This is a genomic window from Haloferax litoreum, assembly GCF_009674605.1.
Classification (GTDB): domain Archaea; phylum Halobacteriota; class Halobacteria; order Halobacteriales; family Haloferacaceae; genus Haloferax; species Haloferax litoreum.
On sequence record NZ_WKJO01000001.1, the window covers coordinates 294465 to 310021 of the forward strand.

A 15557-nucleotide genomic window follows, 5' to 3' on the forward strand; every position below is an offset into this window, starting at 1 on the left:
CGCCCGACCCAGAGTTCAGACGCTACTTCTCTCTCGATTCTCCGTCACCGTCGAGTGTCATCCCGTCGACCACCGCGAACGACTCGTCCCCGTCGAATCGGCGGGGGTCGAACTGCTGTGGGAGCGGTTCGTCTGCTGTCCCGAGAACCGCGTCTCCGAGGAGTTCGCCAATCGCCGGTGCCCACATGAAGCCGTGGCCGTGCCATCCCGCGGCGACGTAGAGGCCATCGGCGACTGCACCGACGAGAGGATTTCGGTCAGGCGTGGCCCCGCAAAGGCCGGCCCACGCGCGTTCGACCGTCGGTTCCGTCTTCGTCCGGTGTGAAGTCGCCGTGAGCGACTCGCGGACGAACCAGTCGTCGGCAGTCGCATCCCAGTCCATCGGGTCTGCTTCGACGGGTTCGACACCATCGCCTGCGAGGACACCCGCCGGGTGGGGACGGAGGTACGATTCGTTTGTCGCGTCGTAGACGGTTGGGCCGTCGTACTCGCACTCGCCGACGAGCGCCTGCACGCGGTACGGTTTGAGCGCGATTGGATAGCCGGCGTCGGCGAGGAGACGGCGCGAGTGAACGCCTGCGGCGACGACGACGGCGTCGAAGCGCGCAGTTACCACGTCGTCGATGGCGACGCCCGGCGGGTCGGCACGAACCGACACCGCGTCGCCGAGGCGGAACTCTACGCCGGCGTCTTCGCACCTCTCGACGAACAGGTCGACGTACGCCCCGGGGTCGGCCCACCCAGCGTTCTCGGCGACGCCCGCGAGGGTGACGTCGTCGGTCTGGATGGGAAATCGCTCCCCGAGTTCGTCGGCAGTGACCGTCGAAACGTCGCGGCCGTGGACCTGCATGCGTTCGACTGCCTCCCGGAGTGCGGACGCCGACGCGTCGTCTCCGGTCCGAGCGAGGAAGACGTAGGGAGTCTCGTGGAAGACGAACGCTCGGTCTCCCGACAGTGAGCGAAACCGGGCCATCGCGCGGTCGGCGACAGACACGTCGATGTCTTCGGCGTAGGCGTCGTAACAGATGCCCGCCGCACGACCCGTCATCCCCGCCCCGGGCGTGTCTCGTTCGAAGAGGGTGACCCGCGCGCCGTTCGCTGCGAGGTCGGCGGCAACGGTCAGACCGACCGCACCCGCGCCGACGACGGCGACTCGTTCGGGAGACTGCATACCCCGCGCTGGGTCGTGATACTACTTGAAAGAACGGGAAAAACCGAATCGAGGAGGCGTCTCGCTTACTCCGCGAACTCGTCGACGCCGCGTGCGGGATAGCCGACGACGAGGTCGACACCGACGTCACGGAGGTCGTCGATACGGTGGCGAACGTCCGTCACCGACCCGATGAGTGCGTAGTCACGGGCGGCTTTGAGGAGGACCTCTCGCGCGCGACCCTTGGCGGACGAGTCTGTGGGTGCGTCGTCCGGGAGTGCCCGCGCGACGGGACGTCGCCGGGAGATGTAGGCCCCGACGGCGTCGAGAATCTCGTCGTCGTCGTCAGTCAGTGCGGTCGGCGCGTAGAGTGCGACTTCTCCGTCGAATCCGGCAGCGCGAAGGGCGCGAACGTCTCGCCGTGTCGACCGAGAGAGCAGTTCGTACTGCGTGCCGCCCGCCGCGAGAGCGATGCGCTCGATTCCTTCGGTGCCGACCCACGCGTCCGGTGTCCGCTCTCTGGCCGCTTTGAGTCGGGGAGCGACCGGCCGTCTCTTCTCTTCGTCGGTCAGGTAGGCGGGGTGGCCCGCGACGAGTACCTGCCAAATGCCGTCGGGAAGCCACTCGTACAGTGAGTCGTCGCCGAGCGGGTCGAACCCATCGGCCCGAACCGGCGTCGTCAGTCTGACTTCCTTCTCGCCCGCGAGTGTTTCGAGAACCTCGCGTTCGGGCATCCGGTGGCGACCCTCGTAGTCGATGGCGACGATATCCAGTGGGATATCGACCGCTCGACGCACGTCACACTCGGCGGGTTTGAGTGCGACAGCGTCCAATCCGGCTTTCGAGACCGCACGTCCGGCGGTCAGCATGCTATCACCACAAAAATTTCAGTACCGTCGCGGAACGCGATCCATCGTCTGTGCGACCATGTGAGAGCGGATAGCGCGGATGAGGCCAAAACCCTGTCGGTGACGGCGACGTTGACCACGCCAGACGGGCGTTATATACGCTCGTCGTGGCGACCCCGCCGAGTGACCCTACTATCACGATTATAGCAGACAGTGCCGCCAGTCGGTGGTTCGCGTCTCTAACCCACAGGATTGTGTATTTCACACACTTGTTTAACCGAGTGAAATCCCAGATTCTGGGGCGAACAGGGTCTGAGAACCGGTTTCGGTGATTCCCAGTTCCATGGATTCGAAAACGACTCTCCCTTTATATGTCACGTCGCTCCGACGGTTTAGATGTAAGGTGAACTAAGATGGCCGAAACCGGACAAATTCAGATGCTGGGGAACCGCATGGACTTCGACTACTCGCAAGGCGTCACGGGCTACGTGCTCGTCCTCGTCCGTGTCCTGACGGGGTACTGGTTCCTCCACGCAGGCTGGGGGAAGTTGATGGCTGCCGAACCCTTCAACGCGGCGGGCTGGATGGCGAACGCCACCGCGGGTTCGCCCGTCCACGGCTTCCTCGTGTGGGCGGCCAACACCCCGTGGATGCTGGAGTTCACGAACCTCATGATTCCGGCCGGTGAGTTCCTCATCGGTCTCGGCATCCTCGTGGGTGCCCTCACCCGCCTCGCCGCCTTCTTCGGCGGCTTCCTGATGGTGTTCTTCTACCTCGGGAACGCGGACTGGGGCCACGGCTACGTCAACGGCGACCTGTTCGGCCTCCTGATGTTCGTCATCGTCGGCACCCTCGCCGCAGGACGCATCTACGGCCTCGACGCCATCATCGAGAAGATGGAGTTCGTCCAGCAACGCCCCGTCCTCAAGTACCTCCTCGGCTGAACGGCCGAAGGCGGACGTGGGGGGGTCGTGGCGGACTCATTTTTCGACGTGCTACAGACCGAGAGCGACAGTGTCGTCGTGGCCCGGTCGGGGGCTAGAGTAGGTACGCGACCGGTCAGACAGGATAGTCGGCGTCGGGGTCGACCACACGGTCGACTTCTGGCGGGACGTTCCACTCGGTCGTGAGTTCGAGCAGTTGGACGAGCATTCGACCGGTCGCACCCCAGACGGTGTAGCCGTCGACGTGGAAGAAATGCAGTCGTATCTCACCGTACTTCGGGTGGTCGCGGAGTTCCGACTCGTAGTTCGACCGGTCGGTCAAGTCGTCGACTGCCAGCGCCGCAATCTCGGCGACTTCCCGGTGGTCGGGGTCGTACTCCCGGTCCGGGATTGTCGCGACGAACGGCGTGACACTGTAGTCCGTTATGGTGAGAATGTCGTCGAGTTGGCCGTGGAACGTGACTTCCTCGGAGCGAAGGCCAATCTCTTCGTTCGACTCGCGGAGCGCAGTCGCTCGGAGGTCCGCGTCGGCGGGTTCGCGCCCGCCGCCGGGGAAACTCATCTGACCGGGATGTTCGCCGAGGTGGTCCGCGCGCTTCGTGAACAGCACGTGCGGTCGCTCGTCGCGGAACAACACGGGGGCGATGACCGCCGCCCGCCGTCCCGCCTCGACTGTCACCGGTTCGTGTCGGGTGACGCCCGCGAGGTCCATCGTCACGATTCGTAAAGTGATGACACGACTTAGGCCTGCCCCTCTTCGGCCAATGCTGCGTCCAGTCTGTCCCTGATGTCGGTCACGTCGGCGTCTGCCCACGCTTCGAGGTCGTACGTCACGTCGAGGAGATGAGCAATCTCGTCGCTGTCGCCCGATTCGACCGCCTCGGCCGCCGCCGTCCGGAGGCGCGATTCGACCTGTTCGACGAGGTCGTTCCGCGGCACGTCGCGGACGGAAACGTCGAGAATGTGCGGCAAGTCCTCCGCCCGCGGTGGGAGTGTGGGAAACGCCATCGGGCCGACAGTGAGGAGTTCGTCTGCTTCGTCGGGGGTCTCGTAGGCGACGAGATAGTACGCGTCGAGAGCGTCCGAGACGACGTCCGCGAGTGCGTCGGCGTCTGTCTCGTGGCCCTGTTTGAACGCGAGTTCGTCGAGCGCGTGTTCGAGTTCGTCGCGAGTGAGTGCGCCGAAGAGGTCGACGATGCCGGCAAGGTCGTCGTAGGTGGACTCGCTCATCGGCCCACCTCTCCACGAACCGCGTCGATATCGGCCCGCGCCGCGGCCAGCACGTCCGCGGGCGATAGTGGTGCATCGTTCCACGCCGGAAGTCGCGTGTCGTCTCCCGGTTCGACCACGGCCTGCGCGTACGTCTCGACCTGTTCACGCTCGCCGGCCCGGTCGTAGTCGAAGTCGTTGAACGCCGCGTCGGCGGCGTACTGTTCGACGAACTGGAAGCCGGTCTCGCGGTAGCGCTCGGCGAGTGTCTCGAAGTCGGGTGTGCCGCCGTGTTCGACGACAGTTTGGAGGAGCGTTCGGCCGACAGACTCACTCATGTCCGAGAGTCCCGTTGGGCCACTGACCGCCCGGTGGTCGTGTTCGTACGCACCGAGGTCCACCTGTGCGCTGCGCTCGAATCCAGCGTGTGCAAAGGCATCGCCGAGCGTTCCGACCTCCAGTCCCCAGTCCCGAGGGGAACGCATCTGCAACGCGAGGTCACCGGTCATGGCGAACTCGCCGGCGAGCGCGTATCGGAACGATTCGAGGTAGTGGACGATTGGCGCATCCGTCTCGTCGGCGAGGGTGCGGACGAGTGGCGCGTAGAAGAGCCTGAAGAGTCGGCCGTACAGATTCCCGTCTTCGACGCGGGCGTAGTACCCCTTCGAGAAGTCGTGGCCGTGGGCGAGCGGAAACAGGAGTCGCGAGACGTACCGCTCGTCGTAGGTCTTGGTGTCCGCGTCGTGGACGACGACGTAGTCTTCGTCGGCGGCGACCCCGAGTGCAAGCCACACGTCGCGGCCCTTGCCTCGCACGCCGTCGATGCCACTCTCTTCGAGTAAGTCCGCGACGCGCGGCCCGTCGCACCACAACACGTCGAGTGGGAGGTCGAAGTCGGCTAACCAATCGACGAAGGGCACGACACGGTCGGCGGGGGCGCGAAGCGGAACGACGACACGGGCGGGCGAGAGTGACTCCAGCGTCGAGAGGACGCGCTCTGCCGCGAGGCCGGCGTACTCTCGTTCGGTCATGGGGACGACCACGGCCGCACGGTCCGTGGGGGCGTCGGGGACCGTCCCCGAGAGGTCGTGGAGCGTCGTGACCCGCTCTTGTACGTACTCCATCAGTACGGTGGTTGGACTGGGTGAGCAAAAGTGCGGCGAGAGGCGGGGTGGTCTCCCGCTCGCCTCAGTTCGGCAAGCGGCCCGCACGCTGGAAGACGACGAGTCCGGTGACGACGGCGCTCAGACCGAGGGCGAACCCGACGAACACTTGGTCGAACGTGTAACCCACGTCGGTCAAGTATCCGACTGTCCCCGACCCACTGGCCTGGAAAATCATCATCCCGAAGGAGTACACCGAGTACGCGCTGCCGCGACTCTCGTCGGGGAGCGTATCGAGCAGGTAGGCGTCGAGCGCCGGAAACAGACTGTGGATGACGTAGCCCACGATAGCCGTGACGACGAGCAACGCGAAGAGGCCAGTCGTCTGCGTGAGGACGAACACCGAGAGAACGAAGGCGACGAGGACGCCGAGGATGTAGGGGACGCGCGGCAGTCTGTCGGCGAGGCGGCCAGAGAAGAAGAACGCCGGCACGCCCGCGCCGAAGACGACGGTGAGCATGTTTCGCGCCGTCGCCGCCGGGAGGCCTTTGGTCACCATGTAGAGTTCGTAGAAGTTGAACAGGCCCTGCCAGACGAATCCGGTGAACCCGAGAATGACGACGCCGGTGAGGATGATGCGCCACTCCTTACGGACGGCGCCGATGAGGTCACGGTCCGCCGCGCCCGCGTCGGGGAGTTCGGTAGACCGCGAGGTGAAGAAGAGTGCGAGCGTGACTACGGCGGCGGCGATACCGATGCAGACGAAGACGAGTTGCCACGACGCGGAGACGAACCCGAGTTGGGCCGTCACGGAGGGGCCGACGGCGAGGACGAGGGTGACGAACGGGGCGACGCCGACGGCCGCAAGTTGGCTCGCAGTGCCGTGGATACCCATCGCGCGGCCGACGCGTTCGGGGTAGAGTTCGCTCACCAGTGGGTTGGCGGCGACGAAGTACGCACCCGAGGCGAGGCCCATCGAGGCGGCACCGACCATCAGCATCTCGATGGACTCTGCGCTCGCTGTCAGTATCGAGGCGGCGACGAGGATGACGCCGGTTCCGAGGACGACGTGGTGGCGAGGAACCCGCGTGAGAAGCCATCCCGTGGGAACGCGGAGACTGGCACTGCCAAGCCACACGAGCGTCGCGACGAATCCGACCGTCGCGCGGTTGACGTCGAAGAAGGTGATAAACTCGCCGAGGAGGGGGGCAAAGACGACACGAGCGAGATTGACGAGCAGCACCATCCCGCAGAGGGTTCCAAAGAGGCGGCCACGTGACACGCTCGAAAGCGCGCACCCCGTAGTGACAACACTTTCGAACCGAGAGACGGTTGCCGGGTCGCCGGCGGGTTTTTATGTTCGTTACACAAACGACCGTTTATGAAGACAACGCGGAAGGGCCTTCGAGACGGCGAATTGGAGAAAGATACGTACGGCCGACTGACGTGTGCGGTGTGCGGCGAGTCACTCAAGAAGAAGAACGACCCCGACGAAGTGTTCGCGCTTCGAATCTGCCCGGACTGCGGAACCGAGTGGAAAGAACTCAGATAACCCTGTAGGCCGCTCCCGCGAACGACCCGATTCGACGACAGATTGGTACCTGTCGACGAAAGCCCTCCCGGTCGGCGACCGACCTCACTCGAAGACGGAATCGAACGCCCGCGCTCCGAGTGGGTCGAACGTGCCGGCAGCGACGTTCTCTGCGACGTGTTCTGACGACGACGCACCGACTAACGCGGCAGTGACACCCGGTGCACTCCGCGAGAAGTTGAGCGCGCGCTGGGCGAACGTATCTCCCGAGAGGACGTCGTCTATCGACGACGGAATCTGCGCGGCGAGGTCACCCTGTGCGATGCTCGCGCTGGTGAAGACGTGCAAGTCGTGTTCGTGAGCGTACCACAGCGCACTCGTCGCCTCGCCGTCGTCCGTCTCGTGGGCGTCGACGGAGAACGCGTCGGCCATCACGACGTTGAACGGCAGTTGAATCGCGTCGAGTGCCGACTCCTCGTTTCCGACCGTCTCGGCCGCGCGTTCGGCCCGGCGGACGACTTCCGGGAGCGAGAGGTACGCCTCGTGGTCGGGCGCGACGCGGAACGCTTCCCACGTCGCGACGCCGTAGCGGCCGATATCGTCCGCGGCGACTCGCCGTTCGAGCACTTCGAAGGCCGCTTCGATGCGGTCGTAGACGGTCTCACGGTCGGCGATAGCCAACTGCGTCTCGGGGTTGTGGAGGTAGTAGAGGTCGATGTGGTCGAGGCCAGTCAGGTCGAGCGAGCGGTCGACCATCTCGTCGACGAACGTCGGCGCGATGGTGTGACTGCCGTGGGCGAGTTCGTCCGCCTCCGCGAGTTCCGCATCGAGAACCGTCTCGCGGATGTACTGTCCGGGATTCTCGGGGCGTGAGCGGTCGAAGGGGACGAACCCGGCTTTCGAGGCGACGACGACTGCCTCCCGGTCGATGTCCGCCTCGCGGAGTGCGTCGCCGACGACGCGTTCCGACCGACCGTGGCGGTAGTTCGATGCCGTGTCGACGAGGTTGATACCGCTCTCCAGTGCGAGGACGAGCGACTCGCGGTATCTGTCGTCTACCTCGTCGGTCGGGTCACCGAGATACGTCCCGATACCGATGCTCGAAACGACGCCGGGTCCGAATCGGCGGAAGAAGGTCCGACCGAAACTGTCGCCGAAGCGGTCACGGTAAGCCCATGTGCCCGGTCCAGTAGCCATGTCCGGGGCTAAGACACCCGGCGATTAAGGGCCACCGGTCGCGCGACGCGGAACGCGGGTCCAGAAGAGAACTGCTCAGATGTCGCCTTGAAGCGCCTCGAAGACGCGTTCGACGAGTTCGTCGCGGACGATGCCACCGCCGTTCCCGCCGTCGGTGACGGTTTCGGGGCGGAGAATCTGCCCGCCGCCCATACGAGCGTGTCCGCCCGCACTCGACCCACGGTAGTCCGTCAGTGCCGCTTCGAGGGTGCGGCCCATGTGGACTCTGTCGTCGCGAGAGCGACCCGAGAGGTAGACGTTGCCGTCGCGTTCGCCACAGACGACGGCGGCGGTGACACCTTCGAGTTGGATGAGTTCGTCCGCCGCTTGCGGAATCGCATCGACGTTCGAGAGCGTCCCGATGTCGGCGACGGCGAACGGGCCGCGCACGTCGCGTCCGGCGATTGCGCGGGCCTTCGCTTCGAGCACCTCGCGGGAGACTTCGGGGTTCGCGATGCGGTCGAGGTGGTCTTCGTTCACACCGGGGAAGAGATACCCTGCGGCGTCGAAGTCTGCCGACGAACACCCGGCGGTCAGGTGCTTGGTGTCGGTGAGGATGCCGTAGACGAGACCCGTCGCGACCTGTGAGGGGACGGTGTACGTCGAGTTCACCTCGCTCGCGTGCATGTCCGGCGGCACGGGGTTCGCCCCGAGGTCACGGAAGTACTCCGCGATGATGCTCGAACAGGCACCGTAGTCGGTTCGCACGTCCGTGAACGCCTCGCCCGTGCCGTCACCCGGATGGTGGTCGACGACTGCGTACGGGAGGACGCCCTCTGCCCCCGCAAAGCCACGTGGGGTGTTGTGGTCCACGAGGATGACCGCCTCGGCGGCGAGGTCACTCACGTGGTCGATAGCGTCTAAATCGAGGTCGAGAACGGTTCGAAACGCGCGGTTTTCCTGATGTCGAATCTGGCCGGCGAACTGAATCGTCGGTTTCGTGCCGACCTGTTCGGCGAGACACGCGACCCCGATTGCGGCGGCCATCGCGTCGGGGTCCGGGTTCGGGTGCATGAGGATAGCGACTTCGTCGACGTCTTCGAGCGCCTCGGCGAAGCGAGCGCCCATCGGGCGCTTGAACCGAATCGCCGCGTAGAGTGCGAGCGCCACGGTTCCGATGCCGACGACGATAGCCGCCGCTAATTCCGGGTGTGTGCTGACGAACGACCCCACCGACTCGAACACCTCTCCCGAGTCGAACTGTCCCACCGAACCGACCATACACAAGACGTCCAAGGGGAATGGTATGAATATTCCCCCTAATCGGTCGTTCTCAATTGACAGAACATCCGACCCCTCAATCTGTCTGGTCGAGGGAACGCTCACGAACGGTTCGCTCGAAAGGCATCGATTGCCGCCCGATAGCCCGACTGATACGTCGGGTGAATGAACTCATAGCCGAGTTCGTGAAGGTAGTCGTTCGAACACCGCTTGCTCGTGAGGATACGACGTCGGGCCGCCTCCGAGAGGTCACCCGCGTCGAGTCGTTCCTGTTTCGTTCGTTTTTCGGGACGCGGGACGCCGCACTCGTCGGCCAACCAATCGGCGAACTCGTGTTTCGAGACGGGTTCGTCGTCGACGACGAGGACCGTGTCGTCGCGTGCACGGTCGGTTTCGAGGAGGTACGCGACGGTACCAGCGGCGTCGTCGCGGTGGACCATGTTGAGATACCCCTCCGTGACTGGACCGTCGAGATATCGTTCGAGGCGGTAGCGGTCAGGTCCGTAGAGACCCGCGAACCGCGCGACTGTGCCGTCGAGCCCCCGTTCGGCGGCGTACTCGCGGGCGACACGTTCCGCTTCGGCCAAGACGCGCGTCTTGTCCGTGGTCGGGTCAAGCGGCGTCGACTCGTCGACGAAGGCTCCGTCGTGGTCGCCATAGACGCCCGTACTCGACGTGTAGACGAGACGCTCCGGCGGGTCGTCGCGAGCGGTGAAGTGGTCGATAGCAGTCCGCAGACCGTCGACGAAGATGGTGCGCGCGGCGTCGGCCCCCCGACCACCGGAACTCGCCGCGAAGACGACGTGGTCGACGTCAGGAATCGCCGCGAGACTCGCTTCGTCGGTCACGTCGGCACGCACCGCTTCAGCACCCGTGTCGGCGACGGCGTCGAGGCCCGCTTCAGAGCGTCGAACGCCCCACACGTCGTGCCCGTCGACGACAAGTTGCCGTGCGAGTTGGAGGCCGACGTATCCGCACCCGAGGATGGCGACCCTCATCGCTCGTTTCGGACGGCGATGGCGTGGTGGATGGCGGCGAGTTCGGAGAGCGTCGCCGCAGTTCGGCCCTCGATGGCCTGTTGAATCTCTTGGCCCGAGAGGTCGAGGTCGACTTCGGCGGCGAGTGTGTCCACGTCGAGGATACCGGTGGTCATGCCCATGAGGAGGTGGTCGCGGAACTCCCACGCGATGGCGTCGGCGTCCGGGTTGCCGTCGGTGAGTGCGAGAATCGAGGCGGCCTGTTCGAGCGTCAACTCCAACACGCCGTTCGAGAGGATATCTTCGGAGACGTCGGCAACGTCCGCGGCGGCGTCTACGCCAGCGGCATCGACTGCGGCACGGACTTCGTCCTCGTAGGCGGCCCGAAGTTCGTCGGGCGACACGGTGCCGGGTCGCGCTACGGCGTCGTACAACATATACCGAGGATTGGGTAGTCGGGCGGCAAAACGGTTGTCACTCGGCACGAGTTCGCCGGTAACGGCGGTGGTGTGCCGTCATCGGCTACGGCAGTCGTCGCGTCCTCACGACGCCCGACAGTCGGCAGCGACGGTGCATCCCGGTCCGCCGTCCCACCCCGCAGAGCGTTCGTCAGCGTCACCGTCTACGTCGCCCACGCCGATTCCCGACGGTGGGACAGCGACGACGATAGCCGTCTCCACGTCGAAGGCGACACGTTCGCCGCGACCGACTGTCTCCCGCGCCCCGTCTTCGTCCCAATCGAGTGCGACGACGGACCCATCGCGGGCGTAGGTCAGCGACTCGGTTTCGCCGCCGCGGGCGTGGACGCGGAACTGTGCGAACTCGCCAGCGACTGCGACGTCCCACACGTTGACCGTCGCGTACCAGTATCCGGGGACGGGAGCGACTGGCATCCCGGCCGGGACGCGGCGGAACGACCGGTCGAATCGCGCATCCAGCGTGTCGTCGAGACGCTTCTCGACGGCGTCTTCAGTCTCGTTCCTCACCACGTCAGTCGCCGCGGAGGCGATGGCGTCCTGTCGGACGGTCCGCGTCGATTCGACGGTTCGGTTCGTGAGTCGTTGTGGAACTGTCGTCGACCGACTCCGGCGGACAGACCGGAAGGCGTCGTCGAGACGGAGTTCGAGGAGGTCCGCTTCGACAGTTCCCGGTGCAGTTGCCGACACGGCGATAGCACGTGCGGCGGACCCGTTCGTAACCGCTAGCGCTCTGTGTTCCGGGTCGTCCCATCGGCCGAGCGTCGATTCCAGTACCCGCTGTCGTTCGGTGACGCCGAGGTCGGTGTGCTGGGTGAGCGTGTCGCGGGCCGCTTCTTCGGCCGGAACCGTCGCCCGGACGACGGCGAGTTCGAGTGTATCGCGGCGTTCACGGAGGGTCTCGTCCGTTCCGTTCGACACCGCCAACGTATCGTCAGCAGCGAGAAGTGCGTGGGCCGCAACTCGAAGGGAGACGCGACGACGAGCGCCGAAGACGGGTTCGAGAACGGTGTCTGTCGCATCCCCGTAGGGGACGGTGAACAGGTTGGTGTTGCGGGCGACGAGGGGGTGGTACGTCCCTGCGCGGTCGACAGTCGGAACGGCGGACCCCGAGAGTCCGCCGAGCGAGAGGTACATCGGGTCCGCGTCGGGAACGAACCGGACACCATCAGGACGACTGGTCTGCTGTGCCGGTCGCGTCGTCCCCAGAACCTGTCGAGCAGTCCGTTCGGCAGCGACTGCCGCCGAGAGCGACCCGACGTTCGCATCCTGTGCCGCCTCGTCTGCCGCGCCAGTCGCGGCGGCGGTTTGATTGGCGCGGTGGTCGAGTTCCACCAGCACGCGGTCCAGATACGCGGCGCGAACCGCGACGCGTGCCCTGTCGGCGACGCCGTCGTAGGCGGCGGGTGCATCGACGAGTTCGCCCCGGTCGGAACGGAGGTCCGCGGCGAGTTCCGCCGCGGGGTTCACCTCACCGGCGGCGACGGCGCGGGCCGAGACGGTTCGACTTCGGTTGCGGACTCGCTGGTGGAGACTGACGAGGTCGGCGCGAATCCACGCGTCGAGACCAGAAGGCCGAGGTGCGCCGACCGACTCGGGTGACGGCACGTCACCCGCGGCCACGTCGCGAGCGAGTCCGTCGAATCCGCCACGGGTGGAGACGATGTCGTCAGCGACAGTCGTCGCGGCGGCGAAGTTCTCGCCGTCGAGTGGACCACCCGGTGAGAGCAGAGGGTCGATAGGTCGCGCTGAACCGTGGACAGCGTCGGGTTCGACGACCACCGCGACGTCGACGCGCGTCTTCTTGACCGTCTGTTCCTCCGATTCGACCGTCTCGTTGCCGAGTCGCCACGTCTTCGTGGTCTGCTCGCGGGTCGTCACCATCCGAGAGGCCGCCGACGCGACGACGGTGTCAGGGGCGACGGCGGGCGTCCGCGTGGGCAGTGTCGTGACCGACGAAGTCGTCTCAGTCGTCGTGTCTACGAGCGTCCAGTCGGAACCAGCATCGACTGGGGGGTCGCTCGTGTGCTGGACGACGTGAACGTCGGATTCGACCGAGACCGTCGCCCGGTGTGCGTCGGCGACCACGTCGTCGAGTGAGTCACCACCGGTTCCATCGAGGAGTGAGACGAGTGCGTGGTCCGCCGCAGAACCGACGGCCGCCTCGATAGTTTGGTCTGTCGGGATGGTCGACGAGGGCGGGTCGTCTACTTCGTTCGGGGCTGGGAGTGCGTCCGCCAGTGCAGGTGCACCGTTCGCTCCGGTCTGTGACAGGAGGCTTCGGACACCGGTTCTGACGGCAGCACGGCCGACCGCCGCGCGAGCGTCAGCGTCGGACGTCCCGAACGTTTGCTGTTCGGTGAGGAGGACCCCAGCGTTCGTCGCCAACGCGGCGTGTTCGTTCGAGACGATGTTCTCGATGGGTGCACCGGCGTACTGACTCCATCCACGAGTCCACGCTGCTGCCCAGAGTGCTGTCGTGACCGTCGCGTCCAGTGTGCCGCCGTCCGTCGCGCCCGCGTCGAGGCGACGCTCGAAGGTCTCCGTCCGGTCGTGGAGCGCGAGGACTGGCGTTCGGACGCCGACAGTCGTCGTGAGTGACTCGTCGGCGACGCGGGTGCCGTCTCGCTGTGCGCTGACTGCGATATCTTCGACGGTGACGACGAGCATCGTTCCGTTCTCCCGTCCGTCGAGAGAGACGCGGTCCATCGCGCTGCGAAGGGTCGATTCGTTCGTTGGCCGCGGAATCGAGGCCGTCGCGTGGACGCCGCCACGCCGGGCGGAGATGGCTCGAAGCCGTTCTTCGGTGGCGAGGGCGATTCGGAGACGGAGAGAGTCGCGGAAGGTCTGGTTCTCCGAGAGAACCCGACCGACCGTCGTGTTCGCCCGCGTCGTCACGGGATTCGCGGCGGCCTCACGCGCCGCGTCGCGGACTGCTGCTCGAACTGCGGCGTCGGTCTGTGCAGTCGCTCGTTCGACCGCGTCTTCGACTCGTCGGTCCGTGACAGGGTCGTGGGCCGAGAGCGCACCCGAGAACGTCGCACTCCCGACGAGGAGGAGCACCCCGAGCAGGGCGAACGGGACCCGTCCCCGGTCGTCTTCGGCGAGTCTCACGGAGACCACGTCCTGACGACGATGGTGACGCGCCCGACAGCGACAGCGTCGGCCGCGCTCTGGGGGTCGTCGTATCTGGTTCGCATATCGGCGGCGAGACGCGGCGCGAGCGCCGCCGCGAGGTCAGCGTTCGCAACGCGAGTCTCCTCGCGGGCGACTTCCGGGGCGACGGATGCACCGACCAGCGACCCTGCACGGTCGTACCGATGGCGCATCAACGTCGAGACGGGTTCGTCGCCGCGCAGTGCGAGACGGGCGAGCGCCGGTGGAAACAGTCCAGCGACGGTCCGGTTTGCGACGACGCCCGCAATGGCGTCGAACCCGTCGTCGCTGGCGGCGATAGCGGCACCCCTCGCAGGTGGAAATCCGCTCGGTATGTCGACGGTGGCGGCATGGACCGTCGCAGACGACGGCGGCGTCGGGCCGAGCGTATCGGTCGCCCGAATCGGTGCGCCGGGGTACGGCGACCAGTGAACTACAATCTGGACGCCGCGTGCTGGAAGTTCCGACGCGACTCGCGTGGCAACCTGTCGACGCAAATCGTCCCGTGCGTGCGTGAGGCGAACACCATCGACGGTGGTCCCCCCGAGCGTCGCCCGGGCGAGCAACCCGGCGAGACTTCCGTGCGCAGTTCGGCTGAGTTCACGAGAGTCGATACCGTCGGCACCGAGGAGTGATGGGTCGGCGGCGTCGACACCGGGTTCGAGGTCGTACTGAACCGTCGCCGTACTCGTCGTCAGCGACGGTGCGATGCTATCGGCGTCGGGAGTAGTACGACCGATTCCGACCGCACCTCCGTCGACTGCACCCGCGTCGGCGGTGACGACCAGTCCGACGCTCGCACCGACGAGGAGCAGACAGAGCGTCACGTCGAAGACGAGGTCGGTCACGACCACACCACCACACGGAGTTTTCCGAATCCGACACGACCGGGTTCGGTACGGACGCTGACCCGAGTCACAGAACCGTCCGCACCTGTCGGAGAGGGAGGTCCAGCGACTCGCCGAACGTCGTCGACGGCGACGACGATACGACAGGAGTATCCGTCGGGACAGGCCGACCGAGCGTCCGAGAGTCGAGAGAGTTCGACGACGCCCATCTCGTCGGTGAGGGCAGACTCGACGGCAGCGAGTGTTGCCGAATCGAGGTCTCTGTCGGCAGTCGGGTGCGCCCGGTCCAGAACCGTCGCGTACCCCGAAAGCGCGGCGAAGACGACGACCAGCGCAGTGAGGGCGGCGACTGGAGACGTTTGCCCCCTACGCCGAGACGACGGTGACATCCGTTCCCTCCCACGAGACGTGTCGGACGACGAGCGATTCGGCGGCGGGTCGCCACGACGAGTCGGTTCGGTGAGCGTCCGCGACGGCCGCGCGAAACGCCGCAGGCGACTCGAACACGTCGCTCGGTGGCGCACCCACCGCGACAGCACCGAGTCGCGTCCCGGGTGTCGTCGGCACGATTGGCCCGAACGCGAACGTCGCGTGTGCGGCACCACCCTCGTTTCTGAGGCCGATGCGTCGAGCGTCGAGACGGACTGAATCGGCGTTTATCGGGTATTCGGCCGTCGCGTCGTAGTCGGCGACAGCGACGCCATCGACAGTATCGGCGACGCCTGACGCGTCGGGTGCCGGTGTGGTCGGTATCCCGGCGACGACGCCGAGGAGGACCGTCGCGGCGACGGAGAGTGCAGTCCACGTGTACAGCGATTCGAGCGGTGCGTCGAACATAGACCGGGGTGGTCCCGTTCG

At 66.0% G+C, this 15557-nt stretch carries 16 protein-coding genes; 2 read left to right on the forward strand and 14 right to left on the reverse strand.

All coding sequences use genetic code 11. The annotated features are described in order from the left end of the window. Positions 1 to 22: 22 nt before the first annotated feature. Entirely contained in the window at positions 23 to 1171 is a 1149-nt protein-coding gene (locus GJR96_RS01525) for an NAD(P)/FAD-dependent oxidoreductase (RefSeq protein ID WP_151161320.1), read from the reverse strand. A 65-nt stretch (positions 1172 to 1236) separates the two neighbouring features. Further along, on the reverse strand, positions 1237 to 2019 hold the full coding sequence (locus tag GJR96_RS01530; RefSeq protein WP_151161321.1) for a DUF7388 family protein: 783 nt from the start codon (positions 2017 to 2019) through the stop codon (positions 1237 to 1239). Positions 2020 to 2411: 392 nt separating this feature from the next. Between GJR96_RS01530 and GJR96_RS01535 the strand changes: the two genes are divergently transcribed. After that, positions 2412 to 2942: a DoxX family protein gene (locus GJR96_RS01535; RefSeq protein ID WP_151161322.1), complete on the forward strand. Its 531-nt coding sequence runs from the start codon at positions 2412 to 2414 to the stop codon at positions 2940 to 2942. Positions 2943 to 3057: 115 nt separating this feature from the next. Here GJR96_RS01535 and GJR96_RS01540 read toward each other — a convergent pair whose 3' ends face one another. The 4 genes from GJR96_RS01540 to GJR96_RS01555 form a co-directional block, all read right to left on the reverse strand. Continuing rightward, the gene (locus GJR96_RS01540; RefSeq protein WP_151163855.1) at positions 3058 to 3654 is read right to left on the reverse strand and encodes an NUDIX hydrolase; all 597 of its coding nucleotides are present in this window, start codon (positions 3652 to 3654) and stop codon (positions 3058 to 3060) included. A 29-nt stretch (positions 3655 to 3683) separates the two neighbouring features. Beyond that, complete coding sequence (locus GJR96_RS01545; protein ID WP_151161323.1) at positions 3684 to 4172, reverse strand: DUF7109 family protein; 489 nt, start codon at positions 4170 to 4172, stop codon at positions 3684 to 3686. Then, positions 4169 to 5275, reverse strand: coding sequence for a glycosyl transferase family 2 (locus tag GJR96_RS01550; protein ID WP_151161324.1), 1107 nt, complete (start codon positions 5273 to 5275; stop codon positions 4169 to 4171). The genes GJR96_RS01545 and GJR96_RS01550 overlap by 4 nt, the downstream gene beginning before the upstream one ends. Before the next feature lie 64 nt (positions 5276 to 5339). After that, on the reverse strand, positions 5340 to 6500 hold the full coding sequence (locus tag GJR96_RS01555; RefSeq protein ID WP_151163857.1) for an MFS transporter: 1161 nt from the start codon (positions 6498 to 6500) through the stop codon (positions 5340 to 5342). A 135-nt stretch (positions 6501 to 6635) separates the two neighbouring features. On the opposite strand from GJR96_RS01555, the gene GJR96_RS17990 reads away from it, so the two are divergent. After that, positions 6636 to 6806 (forward strand): HVO_0758 family zinc finger protein, encoded by a 171-nt coding sequence (locus tag GJR96_RS17990; RefSeq protein WP_191965792.1) that lies wholly within the window; start codon positions 6636 to 6638, stop codon positions 6804 to 6806. Between the two features lie 84 nt (positions 6807 to 6890). Here the strand turns inward: GJR96_RS17990 and GJR96_RS01560 are convergent, their stop codons facing one another. The 8 genes from GJR96_RS01560 to GJR96_RS01595 form a co-directional block, all read right to left on the reverse strand. Beyond that, positions 6891 to 7982: an aldo/keto reductase gene (locus tag GJR96_RS01560; protein ID WP_151161325.1), complete on the reverse strand. Its 1092-nt coding sequence runs from the start codon at positions 7980 to 7982 to the stop codon at positions 6891 to 6893. Between the two features lie 75 nt (positions 7983 to 8057). Beyond that, on the reverse strand, positions 8058 to 9242 hold the full coding sequence (locus GJR96_RS01565; protein WP_151161326.1) for a DHH family phosphoesterase: 1185 nt from the start codon (positions 9240 to 9242) through the stop codon (positions 8058 to 8060). Positions 9243 to 9343: 101 nt separating this feature from the next. Next, positions 9344 to 10240, reverse strand: coding sequence for an SDR family oxidoreductase (locus GJR96_RS01570; protein WP_151161327.1), 897 nt, complete (start codon positions 10238 to 10240; stop codon positions 9344 to 9346). After that, positions 10237 to 10656, reverse strand: coding sequence for a DUF5791 family protein (locus tag GJR96_RS01575; protein WP_151161328.1), 420 nt, complete (start codon positions 10654 to 10656; stop codon positions 10237 to 10239). Before GJR96_RS01575 ends, GJR96_RS01570 begins: the two co-directional genes overlap by 4 nt. Positions 10657 to 10761: 105 nt before the next feature. Then, entirely contained in the window at positions 10762 to 13818 is a 3057-nt protein-coding gene (locus GJR96_RS01580) for a DUF7286 family protein (RefSeq protein ID WP_151161329.1), read from the reverse strand. Continuing rightward, on the reverse strand, positions 13806 to 14699 hold the full coding sequence (locus GJR96_RS01585) for a DUF7284 family protein (RefSeq protein ID WP_151161330.1): 894 nt from the start codon (positions 14697 to 14699) through the stop codon (positions 13806 to 13808). The genes GJR96_RS01580 and GJR96_RS01585 overlap by 13 nt, the downstream gene beginning before the upstream one ends. Beyond that, positions 14696 to 15088 carry a DUF7285 family protein gene (locus GJR96_RS01590; RefSeq protein WP_151161331.1) on the reverse strand — a complete coding sequence of 131 codons (393 nt, stop codon included), beginning with the start codon at positions 15086 to 15088 and terminating at the stop codon, positions 14696 to 14698. The genes GJR96_RS01585 and GJR96_RS01590 overlap by 4 nt, the downstream gene beginning before the upstream one ends. Next, complete coding sequence (locus GJR96_RS01595) at positions 15066 to 15536, reverse strand: DUF7283 family protein (RefSeq protein ID WP_151161332.1); 471 nt, start codon at positions 15534 to 15536, stop codon at positions 15066 to 15068. Before GJR96_RS01595 ends, GJR96_RS01590 begins: the two co-directional genes overlap by 23 nt. Positions 15537 to 15557 lie beyond the last annotated feature (21 nt).

Excerpts from the sequence above, each read along its gene's own strand:
- GJR96_RS01525 (WP_151161320.1), bottom strand. The coding sequence starts at position 1,171 with ATGCAGTCTCCCGAACGAGTCGCCGTCGTCGGCGCGGGTGCGGTCGGT.
- GJR96_RS01530 (WP_151161321.1), bottom strand. The coding sequence starts at position 2,019 with ATGCTGACCGCCGGACGTGCGGTCTCGAAAGCCGGATTGGACGCTGTC.
- GJR96_RS01535 (WP_151161322.1), top strand. The coding sequence starts at position 2,412 with ATGGCCGAAACCGGACAAATTCAGATGCTGGGGAACCGCATGGACTTC.
- GJR96_RS01540 (WP_151163855.1), bottom strand. The coding sequence starts at position 3,654 with ATGGACCTCGCGGGCGTCACCCGACACGAACCGGTGACAGTCGAGGCG.
- GJR96_RS01545 (WP_151161323.1), bottom strand. The coding sequence starts at position 4,172 with ATGAGCGAGTCCACCTACGACGACCTTGCCGGCATCGTCGACCTCTTC.
- GJR96_RS01550 (WP_151161324.1), bottom strand. The coding sequence starts at position 5,275 with ATGGAGTACGTACAAGAGCGGGTCACGACGCTCCACGACCTCTCGGGG.
- GJR96_RS01555 (WP_151163857.1), bottom strand. The coding sequence starts at position 6,500 with ATGGTGCTGCTCGTCAATCTCGCTCGTGTCGTCTTTGCCCCCCTCCTC.
- GJR96_RS17990 (WP_191965792.1), top strand. The coding sequence starts at position 6,636 with ATGAAGACAACGCGGAAGGGCCTTCGAGACGGCGAATTGGAGAAAGAT.
- GJR96_RS01560 (WP_151161325.1), bottom strand. The coding sequence starts at position 7,982 with ATGGCTACTGGACCGGGCACATGGGCTTACCGTGACCGCTTCGGCGAC.
- GJR96_RS01565 (WP_151161326.1), bottom strand. The coding sequence starts at position 9,242 with ATGGTCGGTTCGGTGGGACAGTTCGACTCGGGAGAGGTGTTCGAGTCG.
- GJR96_RS01570 (WP_151161327.1), bottom strand. The coding sequence starts at position 10,240 with ATGAGGGTCGCCATCCTCGGGTGCGGATACGTCGGCCTCCAACTCGCA.
- GJR96_RS01575 (WP_151161328.1), bottom strand. The coding sequence starts at position 10,656 with ATGTTGTACGACGCCGTAGCGCGACCCGGCACCGTGTCGCCCGACGAA.
- GJR96_RS01590 (WP_151161331.1), bottom strand. The coding sequence starts at position 15,088 with ATGTCACCGTCGTCTCGGCGTAGGGGGCAAACGTCTCCAGTCGCCGCC.
- GJR96_RS01595 (WP_151161332.1), bottom strand. The coding sequence starts at position 15,536 with ATGTTCGACGCACCGCTCGAATCGCTGTACACGTGGACTGCACTCTCC.